Below are 16,426 nucleotides of genomic sequence, written 5' to 3'. Positions count from 1 at the left end.
ACGAAAGATGTCGGCGGATGCGGCCGAGCAGAACCGGGCAATGCGCCGGTGGCGCTTGAGTTTTCCGGCGGAATGACGGAAATCCCGTCGAAATGACGGACACGCTTTATCCCTCGCACCACCGCGGCGGCAGCGCTAAGGTCGCAGCCGGTTTCCCCAAATCCGGCCCGTCCCCATGACCCTTCGCCAACTGACCGCCCCACACGCCGTCCTGCTGGAAGAGCCGCAAAACGGCATCGCCCAGACCAGCGAGATGATCCGCGGCGAGCGCTTCCACATTCTGGAGGAGCGTGACGGCTGGCTGCGGGCGGAGAACGCCTTCGACGGCCATGTCGGCTGGTTGCCCCCCGGCACCGCGCATCGGGAGCCGGTGGCCCCCACCCACCGCGTGCGGGCTCTGCGCGCCGACCTGCACCCCGGCCCGACGCACCGGGCGCCGCCGGTGGCGACGCTCAGCTTCGGGTCACTGGTGACGCTGGACGGCCGGGCCGAAAACGGCTGGGTCGGCACCGACGACGGGCTGTGGCTGTTCGCCGGCTGGCTGGAACCGGTGGACGCCGCGCCTGCCACCGACCACATCGCCACCGCCCTGCGCTTTCTGGAGACGCCCTATGTCTGGGGCGGGCGCAGCAGCTTCGGCATCGACTGTTCCGGGCTGGTGCTGACCGCCATGGCGGCGGCCGGGGTGGTCTCCCACCACAGCAGCGGCATGCAGCGCAAGGACGAGCGGCTGGGGGCGTGGGTGTCCGAAGACGGCCGCGGCGTCGAGTATCGGCGCGGCGACATCGTTTTCTTCCCCGGCCATGTCGGGCTGATGGTGGACGGGACGAACCTGCTGCACGCCACCGTCTTCACCATGTCAGTCGTGATCGAGCCGCTCAGCGAGGTCGCCAAGCGTGCGGAGGTCAATGGGGTCCGCCGTCCCAACCATGTCATTGACGGCGTTGCGCGGGCGTAGCGCCTCGCCCACCAGCAGCAGGGTCGGCCCCTTGCCGGCGGCCACCCCCTGCTCCGCCATCCGGCCGAGCGTCGTCCAGTAGCGGCGCTCGTCGGGCCGGCAGCCGTTTTCCACCGCCAGCACCGGCGTCGCGGCGGGCAGCCCAGCCCCGGTCAGCCCCTGGCCAACCGCGCGCGCCTGCTCGCGTCCCATATAGATCGCCAGCGTGCCCTGCGGATCGGCCAGCCGCGCCCAGTCCGGTTCGAACCGCTCGCCGTCGCGGCCATGGGCGGTGACGAAGGTGACGGCGCGCGACACCCCGCGCTTTGTCAGAGACAGTCCGGTCGAGGCGGCGCAGCCGAGCGCCGCGGTGATGCCGGGGATGACGCGAACCGGAATGCCGAGGCTGTCGAGATGCTCGATCTCCTCGCCGGCCCGGCCGAACACCATCGGGTCGCCGCCCTTCAGCCGCACCACCCGTTTGCCGCGCCGGGCATGGAAGGCAATCAGCGCGTTGATCTCCCCCTGCGGCAGCGAATGCCGGCCGGACCGCTTGCCGACACAGATGCGCTCGGCGTTGGGATGGGCGAGGTCGAGGATGCCGTCGCCGACGAGAGCGTCGTAGAGCACGATTTCGGCCGCCGCCAGCGCCTTGACCGCCGCGACGGTCAGCAGATCCGGGTCGCCGGGACCGGCGCCGACGAGGGTGACTTGTCCGCACTTGTTTTGCCGAGCAGAGCAAGATCCCCTCTCCCCCCCGGGGAGAGGGTTAGGGTGAGGGGGACGCGCAGCGGCCCTTTCCCAAGGGGGAGGAGGAAAGGACGAGGCACCGCCTCCAGCGCCAGCGAACCGCGGCACCAAGAGGCGCGCCAGCGCCGCAAGACCATCAAGCCACTTCGCGCTGGTGGGCATGACGAAGCACCTCCTTGAGTTCGGGCACGCAGGATCCACAATTCGTGCCGGCCTTCAACGCCGCGCCGATCTCCGCCACGCTGGTCAACCGGCGGTCGCGGATGGCGCTGGCCAGCCGGTTGATGCCGACGCTGAAGCAGGCGCAGACGATCCGCCCCTCATCCGCCGGCACTCCCGGCGCCCGGCCGGCGAGCAGCCCGGCCCGCGCGCCGTCCTCCAGACTGTCCGTTTCCAGCAGCCCGGCGAGCCAGCCGCGCGGCGGCAAACGCCCGTCGGCGGCGACGAACAGGCAGGCCTCCAGCCGGTCGCCCTTCATCCAGGCCATGCGCAGGCCGCCGCGCGCCTCGTCGCGGAACTCGACCACCGCCTCGGCCGGATCGAGACCGGGCAGCCAGGACTCCACCGCCGGGATCGACCCCGTCCCCGCCATCTCCACCAGATGCCCGCCCGCCACCGCGCGGCGCGCCCAATAGCCGCCATGCCCGGGCTCCACGGCATGGCGGACCAGCAGGAAGGCGGTCCAGTCCGGCCGCCAGGGCAGGACCGTCGCCGGCATCCGCTTCAGGTCGGGCTGGCCGGAGAGCGGGTCTACCGCCTCGTCGTCGACCAGCCGGCCGATGACGCAATCGCCGGTGAAGCGCTCGGTCCAGTGCATCGGCAGGAAGACGGTGCCTTCGCCCTGGGCATCGGTGACGCGGACGCGGGCCAGCGCCTCCCCGGCTACGGTGGTGATGCGGGCCAGCCCGCCATCCACCAGCCCCCGCGCCAGCGCGTCGGCGGGATTGACGTCCAGCCGCGGTTCCGGCGCATGGGCCGACAGCCGCGCCGACAGGCCGGTGCGGGTCATGGTGTGCCACTGGTCGCGCAGCCGGCCGGTGTTCAGCAGCAGGGCGCCGTCGGGCACGCTGCGCGGCAGCGGCTTCGCCGTCACCGCCAGCATCCGGGCGCGCCCGTCCGCGGTGAAGAACCGCCCGTCGCCGAACAGCCGCTTCTGCGGCTCGCTCCCCGCCCGCCAGGGCCAGGGGAAGGGCGCCAGCGCGTCATAGCCGGCATCGTCCAGCCCGCTCAGCGCCCCGATGTCGAAGGCTCGCGTCCCGCCATTTTCGAACGCCGACAGCGCGGCATGCTCGCGGAACAGTTCGGCGGCGCTCTCATAGGGAAAGGCGTCGGCGAACCCCATCCGGCGGGCGACCTGGGTGACGATCCACCAGTCGGCCTGCGCCTCCCCCGCCTCCGCCTTGAAGGCCCGCTGGCGCGAGATGGTGCGGTCGGAGTTGGTGACGGTGCCGTCCTTCTCGCTCCACCCCTTGGCCGGCAGGCGGATATGGGCGAAGCGGCCGGTGTCGGTGTCGCGGATGCAGTCGGAGACCACCACCGTCCCGCAGCGCTCCAGCGCCCGCCGCACCCGCCCGGCGTCGGGCATGCTGACGGCGGGGTTGGTCGCCATGATCCACACCGCCTTGACCGTGCCGGCCTCGATGGCGCGGAACAGATCGACCGCCTTCAGCCCCGGCTTGGCCGCCACGCGCGGCGCATTCCAGAAGCGGCCGACCCGGTCCACCTCTTCGGCCGTAAAGCCCATATGGGCGGCGAGCTGGTTCGCCAGCCCGCCGACCTCGCGCCCGCCCATGGCGTTCGGCTGCCCAGTGACGGAGAAGGGGCCGCAGCCGGGCCGCCCGATGCGCCCGGTCAGGAAATGCAGGTTCAGGATGGCGTTGACGGTGTCGCTGCCCTGGGAGGACTGGTTGACCCCCTGCGAATAGACCGTCACCACCCGGTCCGTCGCGGCGAACTCCGCATAGAAGGCGGCAACCTCCGCAGCCTCCAGCCCGCAGCGGCGGGCCACCGTCGCGATGTCCGGCGCGTCGGCGCGGGCGGCGGCCAGCGCCTCCTCGACCCCCTCGGCATGGGCGGCGACGAAGCCGGCATCGCGATGGCCATGCCCTTCTAGGTAAGCCAGCAGCCCGTTGAACAGCAGCGCATCGGTGCCGGCCTTCAGCGCCAGATGGCGGTCGGCGGCATCGACGCAGTCGGTGCGCCGCGGATCGACGACGACGATCCGCGTGCCGCGTTCGGCCCGCGCCGCCAGCAGCCGCTGGTTCAGCACCGGGTGGCACCAGGCGAGGTTGGACCCCACCAGCACCACCAGATCGGCGCACTCGAAATCCTCGTAAGTCCCCGGCACCGCGTCGGCCCCCAGCCCCCGCTTGTGCCCGACGACCGACGAGGCCATGCACAGCCGCGAGTTGGTGTCGATGTTCGCCGAGCCGATGAAGCCCTTCATCAGCTTGTTGGCGACGTAGTAATCCTCGGTCAGCAACTGGCCGGAGACGTAGAAGGCGACCGAATCCGGCCCATGCTTGGCGATGGTGTCGGAAAAGCGCCGGGCCACCTCGTCCAGCGCCTCGTCCCACGACACCCGCCGATCTCCGATTTCCGGGTGCAGCAGCCGCCCGTCCGGCACCAGCGTGTCGGCCAGCGCCGATCCCTTGGAGCAGAGCCGTCCCCGGTTCGCCGGGTGGTCGGCATCGCCGCGCACAGTCACGGCACCAGTCGCTGCCACCGTCGCGATCACCCCGCACCCGACCCCGCAATAGGGACAGGTGGTCTTCACCTCCCGTGCCGGTCCGGAGGACGACCCCCCGCTTGGGTCAGGCCCGTCAAACATGGCCGCAGGCCTTGCGGCAGCCGCCGCGCGACAGCTTGGCCTCGGCGAGCGCGAGGGAGACGCTGCGCCCCTCCACCCGCACCGGGACATGGCCGGTGCGGCCCTCGTCAGGGGCGACGGCCTCGCCGGTCGCCAGCTCGATCACCCAGCTGTGCAGCGGGCAGGTGACGCGGCGGCCATGGACGATGCCCTGGGACAGCGGTCCCTGCTTGTGCGGGCAGGCATCCTCCAGCGCGAAGACCTCGTCGGCCGCCGTGCGGAACAGGGCGATGTCGCCGTCGGGGGTGCGGACGACGCGCGAGCCCAACACGGGGATGTCGTCGATGCTGCCGACCTGGGTCCAGACCGTTTCCGACGTGGTGTTTTCCATGACGATGCTGTCCATGATCGGTTACCCCACTTCGGCGAGCAGATTGAATTCGTGACGGTCGACGCCCTTGGCGGCGCGCTCCGCCCACGGGTCGTCCTGCGAGAAGGTCTGCGAGAACAGGAAGCGCGCGTTCAACGCCCGGCGCCGCTCCGGATCATCGACCAGCGCCGCCTTGATGTGGTCGAGCCCGACCCGCTCGACCCACGGCGCGGTGCGCTCCAGATAGCGGGCCTCCTCGCGGTAGAGCTGCATGAAGGCGCCGGTGTATTCCAGCACCTCCTCCTCCGTGCCCACGCGGACCAGCAGGTCGCAGGCGCGGACATGCAGGCCGCCGTTGCCGCCGACATGCAGCTCGTAGCCGCTGTCGATGCAGACGACGCCCAGATCCTTGATGGTCGCCTCGGCGCAGTTGCGCGGGCAGCCGGACACTGCCAGCTTGACCTTGTGCGGGGTCCAGGTGCCCCAGGTCAGCCGCTCCAGCTTCACGCCCAGCCCCGTCGAATCCTGCGTGCCGAAGCGGCACCACTCCGACCCGACGCAGGTCTTCACCGTGCGCAGTCCCTTGGCATAGGCGTGTCCCGACACCATCCCGGCGGCGTTGAGGTCGGCCCACACAGCCGGCAGATCCTCCTTCTTCACGCCGAATAGGTCGATGCGCTGGCCGCCGGTGACCTTCACGGTGGGGATGGCGAACTTGTCGACCACGTCGGCGATGGCGCGCAGTTCCGCCGCATTGGTCAGGCCGCCCCACATGCGCGGCACGACCGAATAGGTGCCGTCCTTCTGGATGTTGGCGTGGGCGCGCTCGTTGATGTAGCGCGACTGGTAGTCGTCCCGGTACTCACCCGGCCAGGCGCACAGCAGGTAATAGTTCAGCGCCGGCCGGCACGATGCGCAGCCGTCGGGCGTCGTCCATTCCATCGCCTGGAACACCTCGGCCATGGTCTTCAGCCCGCGGTCGACGATGGCCGCCCGCACCTGATCATGGGTGTGGTGGGTGCATTTGCACATCGACTTGACCTTGGGCGCGGCGGTGAAGCCGTCGCCCAGCGTCACCGCCAGCAGACGCTCCACCGTGCCGGAGCAGCCGCCGCAGGAGGCCGACGCCTTGGTGTGCGCCTTCACCTCGTCCAGGCTGGTCAGGCCCTTCTCGGTGATCGCCTTGACGATGGTGCCCTTGCACACGCCGTTGCAGCCGCAGATCTCCGCACTGTCGGGCAAGGCTGCGATGGCGGCGTTGGGGTCGCCGGCATCGGCGCTGCCGAACCCCTGGCCGAAGATCATGGTATCGCGCTCGGCCGACACGTCGGCGCCGTCCTTCAGCAGCGAGAAGTACCAGGCGCCGTCCTTGGTGTCGCCATAGAGCACGGCGCCCAGCAGCTTGCCGTCCTTCAGCACCAGCCGCTTGTAGACGCCGCGCGCGGCATCGCGGAAGACGATGTCCTCGGTCCCCGCCCCACCCGAGAAATCGCCGGCGGAGAAGACATCGACGCCGGTGACCTTCAGCTTGGTCGAGGTGACGGAGCCGGTGTAGGCGGCACCCTCCCCACCGGCGAGGTCATGGGCCAGCACCTTCGCCATCTCGAACAGCGGGGCGACAAGCCCCCAGGTGACGCCGCGATGCTCGACGCATTCGCCGACCGCGTAGATCGACGGGTCGCTGGTGCGCATCCGGTCATCGACGCGGATGCCGCGCCCGCACTCCAGCCCGGCGGCCTTGCCCAGCGCCATGTTGGGACGGATGCCCACCGCCATGACGACGATGTCTGCCGGCAGCTCGCGCCCATCCCGCAGCCGAACCGCGCTGACCCAGCCGTCGCCCCCCGGATTACTTCCAACAATCTCGGCGGTATCGGCGCCGGTCAGCACCTCGATGCCGCGGCGCTCCAGCTCACGTTGCAGCAGCATGCCGGCCGACGGGTCGAGCTGGCGCTCCATCAGCGTCGGCATCAGATGGACGACGGTGACCTCCATGCCCTTGACGCGCAGACCGTTGGCGGCTTCCAGCCCCAGCAGCCCGCCGCCGATCACCACGGCCCGCCCGCCCTTCGCCGCCGCCGCCAGCATGGCGTCGACATCGGCCAGATCGCGGAAGCCGATGACGCCCGGCAGGGTCGATCCCGGCACCGGGATGATGAAGGGCATGGAGCCGGTGGCGATCAGCAGCCGGTCATAGGGAACGACACGGCCGGACTGCGAGACCACCATCTTCGCTTCGCGGTCGATGCCCTCCACCGCCTCTCCGGTCAGCAGCGCAATGCCGTTGGCGTCGTACCACTCGCGGCTGTTCAGCACGATCTGGTCGAAGGTCTTCTCGCCCGCCAGCACCGGCGACAGCATGATGCGGTTGTAGTTCGGATGCGGCTCGGCACCGAAGACGGTGATGTCGAAGCGGCCGGGCGCCTTGGCCAGCAGTTCCTCCACTGTCTTCATGCCGGCCATGCCGTTGCCGACCACCACCAGCCTTTCCCTGACCGGGCCGGCGCTGTGCAGTTCTGCTTCGTTGGATTCGACGGCGGGCCCGTTGTTCGATGAGAGATGCATGTCCATGGCGCGTCTGCCTCGTCTATCGTGTCCGGCCTGCTGCGAAGTCAGGCACGGGGCCAAAAAGAAAGGCGTCCGAACGGGCCTGCGTCCCTGCCCCGCGAGTGAATCGCAAAGGCGGGTGCAAACCTGTTCGGACGCCGTTGTCCGGGCGGTTCGTCGTCGAACCAGAGCCAAATCCGCGCGTCGTCGCGTGGGCTTTGGCGGTGTCGCGGGCACTGGCGACGTTGCTGGCACCCGCTGTTGTCTCGGCATCCCCTTCGCAATCCGCGTGCCAATCGCCGCGTGACCGGCCGTTCACGGCAAAACTCCAGGGATTCCGCGGCCTCGCCTGCCTCACCCTGCCCGATACCTAGGTGCCTATTTTTGGATCATGCTTAGGTATTGCACAAAGCATCGCCATCCCGCCTTGTGTGCGCTGCAAAAAGCGGCAGACGACCCAATGCACTCGACAGGTTCCTCATACCTTCCGCCGGGTCATAGCCAACAGATTCAACCGCTCCGGCCGATTTTTCGGCAAAAACCATCCTTTGGCATGAGGCTTGCGAAGAGGGGGACCAGAGACGCGCCAACGACGGTGCGTGCATCCCAAGCGTCCAATGATGGGCCAGCCCCCGGCAGTGTTGCCGACCCCGGTATCGACAAGCCTTTCCATAAGGCTTTTCCGGTCGATCCCGCTGGACGCTTTCGACGGCCAAGGCACCTCTACAGCCATCTGCCCGAAAAACAGCCAGCCCGGGACTTGCCCAGAAAATCGTCACCGGTGTCGCACGCCCGACCGCTGGTCCGGATTTCAGAGATGGAGCAACCGACGTGGCCCAAATCTCCCGCACCGCCTCCCGCACCCTCCGCCACCTTCTCGCATCCGCTGCCGCGGCCGTCGCCCTGACCGCAGGCGTCTCTGCCATCGCCGCCCCACTCGACGTCGAAAAGGACCAGCTGAAGCTCGGCTTCATCAAGCTGACCGACATGGCGCCGCTCGCCATCGCCGTCGAGAAGGGCTTCTTCGAGGATGAGGGCCTGTCCGTCACGCTGGAGCCGCAGGCGAACTGGAAGGTGCTGCTCGACCGTGTGATCTCCGGCGAGTTGGACGGCGCCCACATGCTGGCCGGCCAGCCGCTGGGCGCCACCATCGGCTTCGGCACCAAGGCGCACATCGTCACCGCCTTCTCGATGGACCTGAACGGCAACGGCATCACGCTGTCGAACGACGTCTGGCGGAAGATGAAGGCCAATGTGCCCAACGGCGCCGACGGCAAGCCGCTCCACCCGATCAAGGCCGACGCGCTGAAGCCGGTGATCGCCCAGTACAAGGCCGAGGGCAAGCCCTTCAATATGGGCATGGTCTTCCCGGTCTCGACCCACAATTACGAGCTGCGCTACTGGCTGGCGTCGGGCGGGATCAACCCCGGCTTCTACAGCCCGACCGACGTGTCGGGCCAGATCGGCGCCGACGCGCTGCTGTCGGTCACCCCGCCGCCGCAGATGCCGGCGACGCTGGAGGCCGGCACCATCTACGGCTACAGCGTCGGCGAGCCGTGGAACCAGCAGGCAGTGGTCAAGGGCATCGGCGTGCCGGTCATCACCGACACCGAGATCTGGAAGAACAACCCCGAGAAGGTCTTCGGCGTCACCGACGACTGGGCGAAGAAAAATCCCAAGACTCATCTGGCCGTGGTCAAGGCGCTGATCCGCGCCGCCCAGTGGCTGGACGAGAACAACAACGCCAACCGCGCCGAAGCGGTGAAGATCCTCGCCAAGTCCGAATATGTCGGCGCCGACGCCAAGGTCATCGCCAATTCGATGACCGGTACCTTCGAGTATGAGAAGGGCGACAAGCGCGACGTTCCCGACTTCAACGTCTTCTTCCGCTACAACGCGACCTACCCCTTCTATTCCGACGCCGTCTGGTACCTAACCCAGATGCGCCGCTGGGGCCAGATCGCCGAAGCCAAGCCGGACGCCTGGTACGACGAGACCGCCCGCAGCGTCTACAAGCCGGACATCTATCTCCAGGCCGCGAAGCTGCTGGTCGAGGAGGGCAAATCCAAGGAAGCCGACTTCCCGTGGAAGAGCGACGGCTACAAGCCGGTCGACAACGGCTTCATCGACGGCATCCCCTATGACGGCCACAAGCCGAACGACTACCTCGCCAAGCAGCCCATCGGCCTGAAGGGCAACCAGAAGATCGAGGGCGGTCAGGTGGTGGGCGGGTAAGCGCCCCCACGTTCCCCCATCACCGACAGCCAGGGACACCCCGCCATGACCAGCCTGACCGACACCTCCGCCGACCTTGCCCGCGCCCAGCGCAAGGCCCGCCGCGCCCATACCCTCAACCGCGTCGCCGCCGTCCTGACCACAATCGGCCTCGGCTGGCTGGCGCCGCTGCTGCGGCTCGCCGCCGGCGAGAACCCGCGCCAGCAGGGCGTCGAGCTGTGGCGTCAGATGGGCATCCCGCTGACCGCCATCCTGCTGTTCCTCGCCGCCTGGGGCTGGGCCGCCCCGCAGGTACAGACCAGCCTCGGCGCCATCCCCGGCCCGGCCCAGGTGTGGGAGCAGGCGACCAACCTCTATGCCGACCACAAGGCCGAACGCGCCAAGGAGGCCGCCTTCTACGACCGGCAGGCCAAGCGCAACGCCGAGATCCTGGCGAAGGACCCGAAGGCGGAGGTCAAGACCCGCCCCTATGCCGGCAAGCCGACCTACATCGACCAGATCTTCACCAGCCTGAAGACGGTCTTCACCGGCTTCCTGCTGGGCGCCCTGGTGGCGGTGCCGCTGGGGGTAGCGAGCGGCCTGTCGCCGACCGTCAATGCCGCGATCAACCCTCTGATCCAGATCTTCAAACCGGTGTCGCCGCTGGCCTGGCTGCCGCTGGTCACCATGGTGGTCAGCGCCACCGTGTCGGGCAGCGACCCGCTGTTCGAGAAGTCCTTCCTGACCTCCGCCATCACCGTCACGCTGTGCTCGCTGTGGCCGACCCTGATCAACACGGCGGTCGGCGTCTCCTCCATCGACCGCGACCTGATGAATGTCGGCAAGGTGCTTCAGCTCTCCGGCTTCACCATGGTCCGCCGCCTCGTGCTGCCGTCGGCCCTGCCCTTCATCTTCACCGGCCTGCGCCTGTCGCTGGGCGTGGGCTGGATGGTGCTGATCGCCGCGGAGATGCTGGCCCAGAACCCCGGCCTCGGCAAGTTCGTCTGGGACGAGTTCCAGAACGGTTCCGCCAGCTCGCTCGCCAGGATCATGGTGGCGGTCTTCACCATCGGCCTGATCGGCTTTCTGCTCGACCGCGTGATGCTGGCGCTCCAGTCCGCCGTCAGCCACAGCCCCGCCCGCTAAGGAGACCGGCCATGGCGATCCTGGACCTGAAGGGTGTGTCGAAGTCCTACGGCGGCAACACCGTGCTGCGCGACATCGACCTGTCGATCGAAGAGGGCGAGTTCGTCGCCATCGTCGGCTTCTCCGGCTCCGGCAAGTCGACGCTGATCAACCTGATCGCCGGGCTGGCGATGGCGGACGCCGGCGAAGTGCTCTACCGCGGCAAGCCGGTCACTGGCCCCGGTCCGGAACGCGGGCTGGTCTTCCAGTCCTACTCGCTGATGCCCTGGCTCAGCGTGAAGGAGAATGTTGCCCTGGCGGTCGATGCCGTCCACAAGGCCAAGGGCGGTGCCGAACGCGGCGTGCTGACCCGCCGGGCGGTGGAGACGGTCGGTCTGGGCCACGCCACCGACCGCCGGCCGAAGGAGCTGTCGGGCGGCATGCGCCAGCGCGTCGGCTTCGCCCGCGCGCTCGCCATGAGCCCGGAGATGCTGCTGCTGGACGAGCCGCTGTCGGCGCTCGACGCCCTGACCCGCGCCAAGCTTCAGGACGAGATCGAGGCGATCTGGCGCAAGGACCGCAAGACCGTCATCCTCATCACCAACGACGTGGACGAGGCGATCCTGCTGGCCGACCGCATCGTGCCCCTGACCCCCGGCCCGAACGCCACGCTGGGTCCAGCCTTCACCGTCGATCTGCCCCGCCCGCGCGACCGCACCGCCGTCAACCATGACGAGGATTTCAAGCGCCTGCGCGCCGAGGTCACCGCCTATCTGATGGAGGTCGGCGTCGCCCGCGGCACCGGCGGCGAAGATGGCCTGACGCTGCCCGACGTGAAGCCGATCACCGCCTCGCCCCCGCCCAAGGCCTATATCGAGGCGATGGGCGGACGCGGGATGGAGGATCGCTATCTTGAATTCACCCGCCTGACCAAGACCTTCGCCACGCCGAAGGGGCCGCTGACCGTGGTGGACGGCTTCGATCTGAAGATGCGCAAGGGCGAGTTCGTCTCGCTGATCGGCCATTCCGGCTGCGGCAAGTCCACCGTGCTGTCGATGGTGGCGGGGCTGGCAGACGTGACCAGCGGCGGCATCGTGCTGGACGGCAAGGAGGTGGACGGCGCCGGCCCCGACCGCGCCGTGGTGTTCCAGGCCCCCAGCCTGTTTCCCTGGCTGACCGCCTACGAAAACGTCATGCTCGGCGTCGACCGCGTCTTCCCCCATGCCAGCAAGGGCGAGCGCGCCGACATCGCCCGCTACTATCTCGCTCGCGTCGGGCTTGGCGATAGCATGGACAAGAAGGCGTCCGAGCTGTCCAACGGCATGAAGCAGCGCGTCGGCATCGCCCGCGCCTTCGCCCTGTCGCCCAAGCTGCTGCTGCTCGACGAGCCTTTCGGCATGCTCGACAGCCTGACCCGCTGGGAGTTGCAGGAGGTGCTGATGGAGGTGTGGGCGCGCACCAAGGTCACCGCGGTCTGCGTCACCCACGACGTGGACGAGGCGCTGCTGCTGGCCGACCGGGTGGTGATGATGACCAACGGCCCGAACGCCAAGATCGGCCACGTCCTGACCGTCGACATCCCCCATCCCCGCACCCGTCAGGCCCTGCTGGAGCACCCGCGCTATTACGACTACCGCGAGGAGCTGCTGAACTTCCTCGAAGGCGGCCATGCCGGGGCGCCGAAGAAGGCGGCATAGCGGCGTCCCATCCCCCGGAAAGCCCACCGAAGATCCATCGACAAGCTGGCCCCCCGGGACCAGCTTGTTGTCTTTCGGCGAGACAGACGGGAGAGAGGAAGATGAAGCGCGTGACCCTGCCGGACGGCACCGAGGTCCCGGCTCTCGGCCAGGGCACCTGGATGATGGCGGAGGGCCGCGGCGACCGCGCCGCCGAGATCGCCGCGATCCGGGCCGGCATCGACCGTGGCATGACCCTGATCGACACCGCCGAGATGTATGGCGACGGCGCGTCGGAGGAGTTGGTGGGCGAGGCCATCGCCGGCCGGCGCGACGGGCTGTTCATCGTCACCAAGGTCCTGCCCAGCAACGCCTCGCGCATCGGCACGGTCAAGGCCTGCGAGCGCAGCCTGAAGCGGCTCGGGATCGACCGCATCGACCTCTACCTGCTGCACTGGCGCGGCGGCGTGCCGCTGGAGGAGACGGTCGAGGCGTTCCAATCGCTGATCCAGGCCGGCAAGATCGCCCGCTGGGGCGTCTCCAACTTCGACGTCGACGATCTGGAGGAGCTGGCGGAGGCCACCGACCTGCACGGCTGCGCCGTCAATCAGGTGCTCTACAACCCCGAACACCGCGGCATCGAATACGACCTGCTGCCGTTCCAGCACACCGCGCGGATGCCGGTGATGGCCTATTCCCCCATCGGCCAGGGCGGCCGGCTGCTGCGCTCCCCCGCCTTGCTGGCGGTGGCGAAGCGCCACGGCGTGACACCGACCCAGGTCGCGATTGCGTGGGCGCTGCGGCAGCAGGGGGTGATCGCGATCCCCAAGGCCGGCACGACGCCGCATGCCCTGGAGAATGCCGAGGCGGTCAAGCTGACCCTGACCGGCGAGGACATCGCGGAGATCGACAAGGCCTTCCCGCCGCCGAAACGCAAGCAGCCGCTGGCGATGATCTGAGCGACGATCTGGGCGACGATCTGGGGATGGCCGAAGGAGCGGAACGCCCCGGTCACAGCGCCAGATCGGACGACAGGGGCTGGTCCAGCCCGAGCCAGGCATCGGCCAGCGGGCCGACGGTCAATGCCCCGTCGATCCGGCAGTCGGCCAGGGCGGTGCTAAAGGTTTCGTGCAGGTCGGCCAGGGCGGCGGACGGCAGGCCCATCGCCAGACGCAGGGTCACGTCCAGCCGCCTGCCGGCCAGCGTCGCCATCAGCTGCACCGGGCCCAGCCGCTGCGGCCGGGCCTGAAGCACCAGGGTAACGCGGTCGGACAGCCCGTCCTCGATCCCGACGGCACAGAGCAACCCGTCGTCGCTGTCGAGCAGGGGCACGCGCGACAGCCGCCACAGCCGTCCGTCCACCGGCTGGAAGCGCGACGCCAGCGCCCGGTCGCACTCGTCGATCAGCAATCCGCCGTCCAGATCCGCCAGCCGTGCCGCCGCGTCGGCTCCGACCCAGCCGCGGCAGCCGCCGGCGGTCGCCGCCAGGAACAGGGCGAGCGCGGCGCCGAACGTCGAATCGCAGCGCGGCAGGCAGCCGCGCGCCAGCACCGCATCGGCCGGCGACAGCGACTCCAGCAGGTCGAGCAGACGGCGCACCAGTGCCGGCGCCTCGTCGCCGTCGGCCGGGGCGTCCACCGGAGCGTGGGTAGCGGCTGACGGTGGCGAGGCGAAATGCGCCGCCAGCAGGCTCGGCGGCGGCACATGCCGGGGAACGAGGTCGCGCCCCGCCATTCAATCGGCCTCCATCCGGATGGTCCCCATTCGCTGGCGCTCCGCTCAATAGACGACGGCGTCGGCGTCGTCGGATTGCGGGATGATGATGGTGCCGTCCTCCGCCATCGCCTTGGCGACGCGCACGATCTCCGCTTGGGCGTCGTTGACGTCGCGCATGCGCAAGGGGCCCATATTCTCGATCTCGTCCAGCAGGATCAGGCGGGCGCGTTCCGACAGGACCGACAGGAAATGGTCGCGCTGGGCCACGGGCGCGCCCTTCAGCGCGATGGCGAGCTGGCCGGTGTCGCAGCGGCGGATCACCGCCTGCAGCGAGACGCGGTCGAGCCGCATCAGATCCTCGAAGGTGAACATCAGCTGCTTGATGCGCTGGGTCGGCTCCGGCATCACGGTTTCCAGATCGTCGAAGATCTCGGTCAGCGTCTCGCGGTCGATGCGGTTGAAGATGTCGGCCATCCGCTCCAGCGAATCGTTGCCGTGGGTGCGGGCGTAATTCGCCATGAACTCGTTGTGCAGGATCGATTCGATGTCGAGCAGCACCTCGCGCTGCACCGATTCGATCTGGATCATGCGCTCAATCACCTCGGTGCGGGCGGCCGGCGGCAGCAGGACCAGCACCTTGGCGGCGTGGTCGGCGCGCATCTTGGACAGGATGACCGCCGCCGTCTGGGGATATTCGCCGGCCAGATAGCTGGCGAGCACCCCCTCGTTCACGTTGGACATCTTCTCCCACATGGTGCGGCCGGCGGGTCCGCGGATCTCGCCCATGATCTCCGTCACGCGGTCGGCCGGCAGGAAGCGGTTCAGCATCCGCTCCGTGCTGTCGTAGGAGCCGACCACCGATCCGGCATTGGCGAAGCGTTCGGTGAAGATGCGCATCAGCGTCTCCACCAGATTGGAGGTGACGTTGCCGAGCGTCGCCATCGAGCGGCTGACGAGGCGGATTTCGTCCTCGTCCAGCCGCTCCATCAGCCGGGAACCGCGCTCCTCGCCCAACGCCAGGAAGATGACCGCACTTTTCTCGATGCCGGTCAGGCTTTTGTAGTTCTCACGGATCTTGATCGGCGTTCCCATAGCGGCACCTCAGAATGAGCAATCGGCGGAGGGGGCGGAAGACGAGGCGGTATCGGAGATGTCGGCCGGCGGCAGGGCCAGCGCGCGGTCATGGCGGAAGGCCACCGCCATCACCGCCCCGGCCACCAGCAGCAGCGGATGCGGGATCAGCGGGTTGGGATCGAGGACGGCGAGCAGCCCGGCGACTGAGCCGTCCTCCGGCACCGCCACCCCGCGGCGACGGGCCAGAGCCAGCAGGCTGTCGGCCAGACTGGCAGAGGGATTGGCAGAGAAGCCGGTGGGCGTGTCGTCCATCGCCTCACACCCCATAGGAGCGGATCAGGCTGCCGGCGATCAGGAACCAGCCGTCGGTCAGCACGAAGAAGATGATCTTGAAGGGCAGCGCGATCATCACCGGCGGCAGCATCATCATACCCATCGCCATCAGGATCGCCGCCACCACCATGTCGATCACCAGGAAGGGCAGGAACAGCAGGAAGCCGATCTCGAAGGCGCGGCGCAGCTCCGACAGCAGGAAGGCCGGCATCAAGAGCCGCAGATCGACGCTTTCCGCCGTCACCGGCCGCTCGTCCCGTGCCGGTTCCGTGCTCTCGCCCGCCGGCTTCGGCTTTGCGGTGAAGGCGGCGAATGCGGCCAGATCGCGGTCGCGGACATGCGAGGCCATGAAGCCACGGAACGGCTCAATCATCCGCTCCAGCCCCTGCTCCTGGGTCACCTGTTCGTTCAACAGCGGACGCAGGCCGTCCTGCCAGGCGCTGTCGATCACCGGCCCCATGATGTGGAAGGTCAGGAACATGGCAAGGCTGACCAGCACCATGTTCGGCGGCGACTGCTGCAACCCGAGGGCGGAGCGCAGCAGCGACAGCACGACGATGATGCGGGTGAAGCAGGTGACCATGATCAGCAGGCCGGGCGCGACGCTGAGCACCGTCAGCAGCACGATGCCCTGGACGATCCGCCCCGACAGGCTCCCCCCATCCGCCAGCGATCCGAGCGCACCGAGGTTGAGGTCGAGCGGCGCCGCCGCAGCCGGGCCGGCGGCGAGGAGGAGGGCGAGGAGGAGAAGAAGGGGGCGCAGACGCATGCGGGTGCTTTCGGGGAATGCCCCCTCTCCCCCCCGGGAGAGGGTCGGGGTGAGGGGGATGCAGGGGGTGGATAGGCAGGGATGCGAGGTGCCGCTCAGCCGACTG

13 protein-coding genes are annotated in these 16,426 nt (G+C 68.9%); 5 read left to right on the top strand and 8 right to left on the bottom strand.

The window, feature by feature from the left end:
- The first annotated feature begins 175 nt into the window (after nt 1–175).
- Nucleotides 176–958 carry an NlpC/P60 family protein gene (locus tag ABNQ39_RS30530; protein WP_376965291.1) on the top strand — a complete coding sequence of 261 codons (783 nt, stop codon included), beginning with the start codon at nt 176–178 and terminating at the stop codon, nt 956–958.
- Here the strand turns inward: ABNQ39_RS30530 and cobA are convergent.
- The 4 genes from cobA to nirB all read right to left on the bottom strand — a co-directional run bounded on the left by cobA (nt 860) and on the right by nirB (nt 7,431).
- On the bottom strand, nt 860–1,609 hold the full coding sequence (cobA, locus tag ABNQ39_RS30525; RefSeq protein ID WP_376965724.1) for a uroporphyrinogen-III C-methyltransferase: 750 nt from the start codon (nt 1,607–1,609) through the stop codon (nt 860–862). The two genes, ABNQ39_RS30530 and cobA, sit on opposite strands and share 99 nt — an antisense overlap.
- Before the next feature lie 214 nt (nt 1,610–1,823).
- Nucleotides 1,824–4,517, bottom strand: a complete 2,694-nt coding sequence (locus ABNQ39_RS30520) for a molybdopterin-dependent oxidoreductase (protein WP_376965289.1) — start codon at nt 4,515–4,517, stop codon at nt 1,824–1,826.
- The gene (nirD, locus tag ABNQ39_RS30515) at nt 4,510–4,902 is read right to left on the bottom strand and encodes a nitrite reductase small subunit NirD (RefSeq protein ID WP_376965287.1); all 393 of its coding nucleotides are present in this window, start codon (nt 4,900–4,902) and stop codon (nt 4,510–4,512) included. The genes ABNQ39_RS30520 and nirD overlap by 8 nt, the downstream gene beginning before the upstream one ends.
- A gap of 6 nt (nt 4,903–4,908) precedes the next feature.
- Nucleotides 4,909–7,431 carry a nitrite reductase large subunit NirB gene (gene nirB / locus ABNQ39_RS30510; RefSeq protein ID WP_376965722.1) on the bottom strand — a complete coding sequence of 841 codons (2,523 nt, stop codon included), beginning with the start codon at nt 7,429–7,431 and terminating at the stop codon, nt 4,909–4,911.
- An 822-nt stretch (nt 7,432–8,253) separates the two neighbouring features.
- Between nirB and ABNQ39_RS30505 the strand changes: the two genes are divergently transcribed.
- The 4 genes from ABNQ39_RS30505 (at nt 8,254) to ABNQ39_RS30490 (ending at nt 13,387) form a co-directional block, all read left to right on the top strand.
- On the top strand, nt 8,254–9,648 hold the full coding sequence (locus ABNQ39_RS30505) for a CmpA/NrtA family ABC transporter substrate-binding protein (RefSeq protein WP_376965720.1): 1,395 nt from the start codon (nt 8,254–8,256) through the stop codon (nt 9,646–9,648).
- A gap of 45 nt (nt 9,649–9,693) precedes the next feature.
- On the top strand, nt 9,694–10,773 hold the full coding sequence (locus ABNQ39_RS30500) for an ABC transporter permease (protein ID WP_376965285.1): 1,080 nt from the start codon (nt 9,694–9,696) through the stop codon (nt 10,771–10,773).
- A gap of 11 nt (nt 10,774–10,784) precedes the next feature.
- Complete coding sequence (locus ABNQ39_RS30495; protein ID WP_376965283.1) at nt 10,785–12,449, top strand: ABC transporter ATP-binding protein; 1,665 nt, start codon at nt 10,785–10,787, stop codon at nt 12,447–12,449.
- A gap of 101 nt (nt 12,450–12,550) precedes the next feature.
- A complete protein-coding gene (locus ABNQ39_RS30490; protein WP_376965281.1) occupies nt 12,551–13,387 on the top strand; it encodes an aldo/keto reductase in 837 nt (278 codons plus the stop codon).
- 52 nt (nt 13,388–13,439) lie between these two features.
- Here ABNQ39_RS30490 and ABNQ39_RS30485 read toward each other — a convergent pair whose 3' ends face one another.
- The 4 genes from ABNQ39_RS30485 to fliP are packed head-to-tail and all read right to left on the bottom strand — an operon-like array spanning nt 13,440 to nt 16,320.
- Nucleotides 13,440–14,162, bottom strand: a complete 723-nt coding sequence (locus ABNQ39_RS30485; protein WP_376965279.1) for a hypothetical protein — start codon at nt 14,160–14,162, stop codon at nt 13,440–13,442.
- Nucleotides 14,163–14,207: 45 nt separating this feature from the next.
- Nucleotides 14,208–15,236 carry a flagellar motor switch protein FliG gene (locus tag ABNQ39_RS30480; RefSeq protein WP_376965277.1) on the bottom strand — a complete coding sequence of 343 codons (1,029 nt, stop codon included), beginning with the start codon at nt 15,234–15,236 and terminating at the stop codon, nt 14,208–14,210.
- 9 nt (nt 15,237–15,245) lie between these two features.
- Nucleotides 15,246–15,530 (bottom strand): hypothetical protein, encoded by a 285-nt coding sequence (locus ABNQ39_RS30475; protein ID WP_376965275.1) that lies wholly within the window; start codon nt 15,528–15,530, stop codon nt 15,246–15,248.
- 4 nt (nt 15,531–15,534) lie between these two features.
- The gene (gene fliP, locus ABNQ39_RS30470) at nt 15,535–16,320 is read right to left on the bottom strand and encodes a flagellar type III secretion system pore protein FliP (RefSeq protein WP_376965273.1); all 786 of its coding nucleotides are present in this window, start codon (nt 16,318–16,320) and stop codon (nt 15,535–15,537) included.
- Between the last annotated feature and the right edge of the window lie 106 nt (nt 16,321–16,426).

The organism is Azospirillum sp. A26 (assembly GCF_042604635.1).
Taxonomy (GTDB): Bacteria; Pseudomonadota; Alphaproteobacteria; order Azospirillales; family Azospirillaceae; genus Azospirillum; species Azospirillum palustre.
Note: the sequence above shows the minus strand (reverse complement) of the source record. Positions and strands in the feature narration are given on the sequence as shown.

Bases quoted from the DNA above. Each gene is read 5' to 3' on its own strand.
- ABNQ39_RS30530 (WP_376965291.1), top strand. From the start codon at position 176: ATGACCCTTCGCCAACTGACCGCCCCACACGCCGTCCTGCTGGAAGAG.
- ABNQ39_RS30520 (WP_376965289.1), bottom strand. From the start codon at position 4,517: ATGTTTGACGGGCCTGACCCAAGCGGGGGGTCGTCCTCCGGACCGGCA.
- nirD (WP_376965287.1), bottom strand. From the start codon at position 4,902: ATGGACAGCATCGTCATGGAAAACACCACGTCGGAAACGGTCTGGACC.
- nirB (WP_376965722.1), bottom strand. From the start codon at position 7,431: ATGCATCTCTCATCGAACAACGGGCCCGCCGTCGAATCCAACGAAGCA.
- ABNQ39_RS30500 (WP_376965285.1), top strand. From the start codon at position 9,694: ATGACCAGCCTGACCGACACCTCCGCCGACCTTGCCCGCGCCCAGCGC.
- ABNQ39_RS30495 (WP_376965283.1), top strand. From the start codon at position 10,785: ATGGCGATCCTGGACCTGAAGGGTGTGTCGAAGTCCTACGGCGGCAAC.
- ABNQ39_RS30490 (WP_376965281.1), top strand. From the start codon at position 12,551: ATGAAGCGCGTGACCCTGCCGGACGGCACCGAGGTCCCGGCTCTCGGC.
- ABNQ39_RS30485 (WP_376965279.1), bottom strand. From the start codon at position 14,162: ATGGCGGGGCGCGACCTCGTTCCCCGGCATGTGCCGCCGCCGAGCCTG.
- ABNQ39_RS30480 (WP_376965277.1), bottom strand. From the start codon at position 15,236: ATGGGAACGCCGATCAAGATCCGTGAGAACTACAAAAGCCTGACCGGC.
- ABNQ39_RS30475 (WP_376965275.1), bottom strand. From the start codon at position 15,530: ATGGACGACACGCCCACCGGCTTCTCTGCCAATCCCTCTGCCAGTCTG.
- fliP (WP_376965273.1), bottom strand. From the start codon at position 16,320: ATGCGTCTGCGCCCCCTTCTTCTCCTCCTCGCCCTCCTCCTCGCCGCC.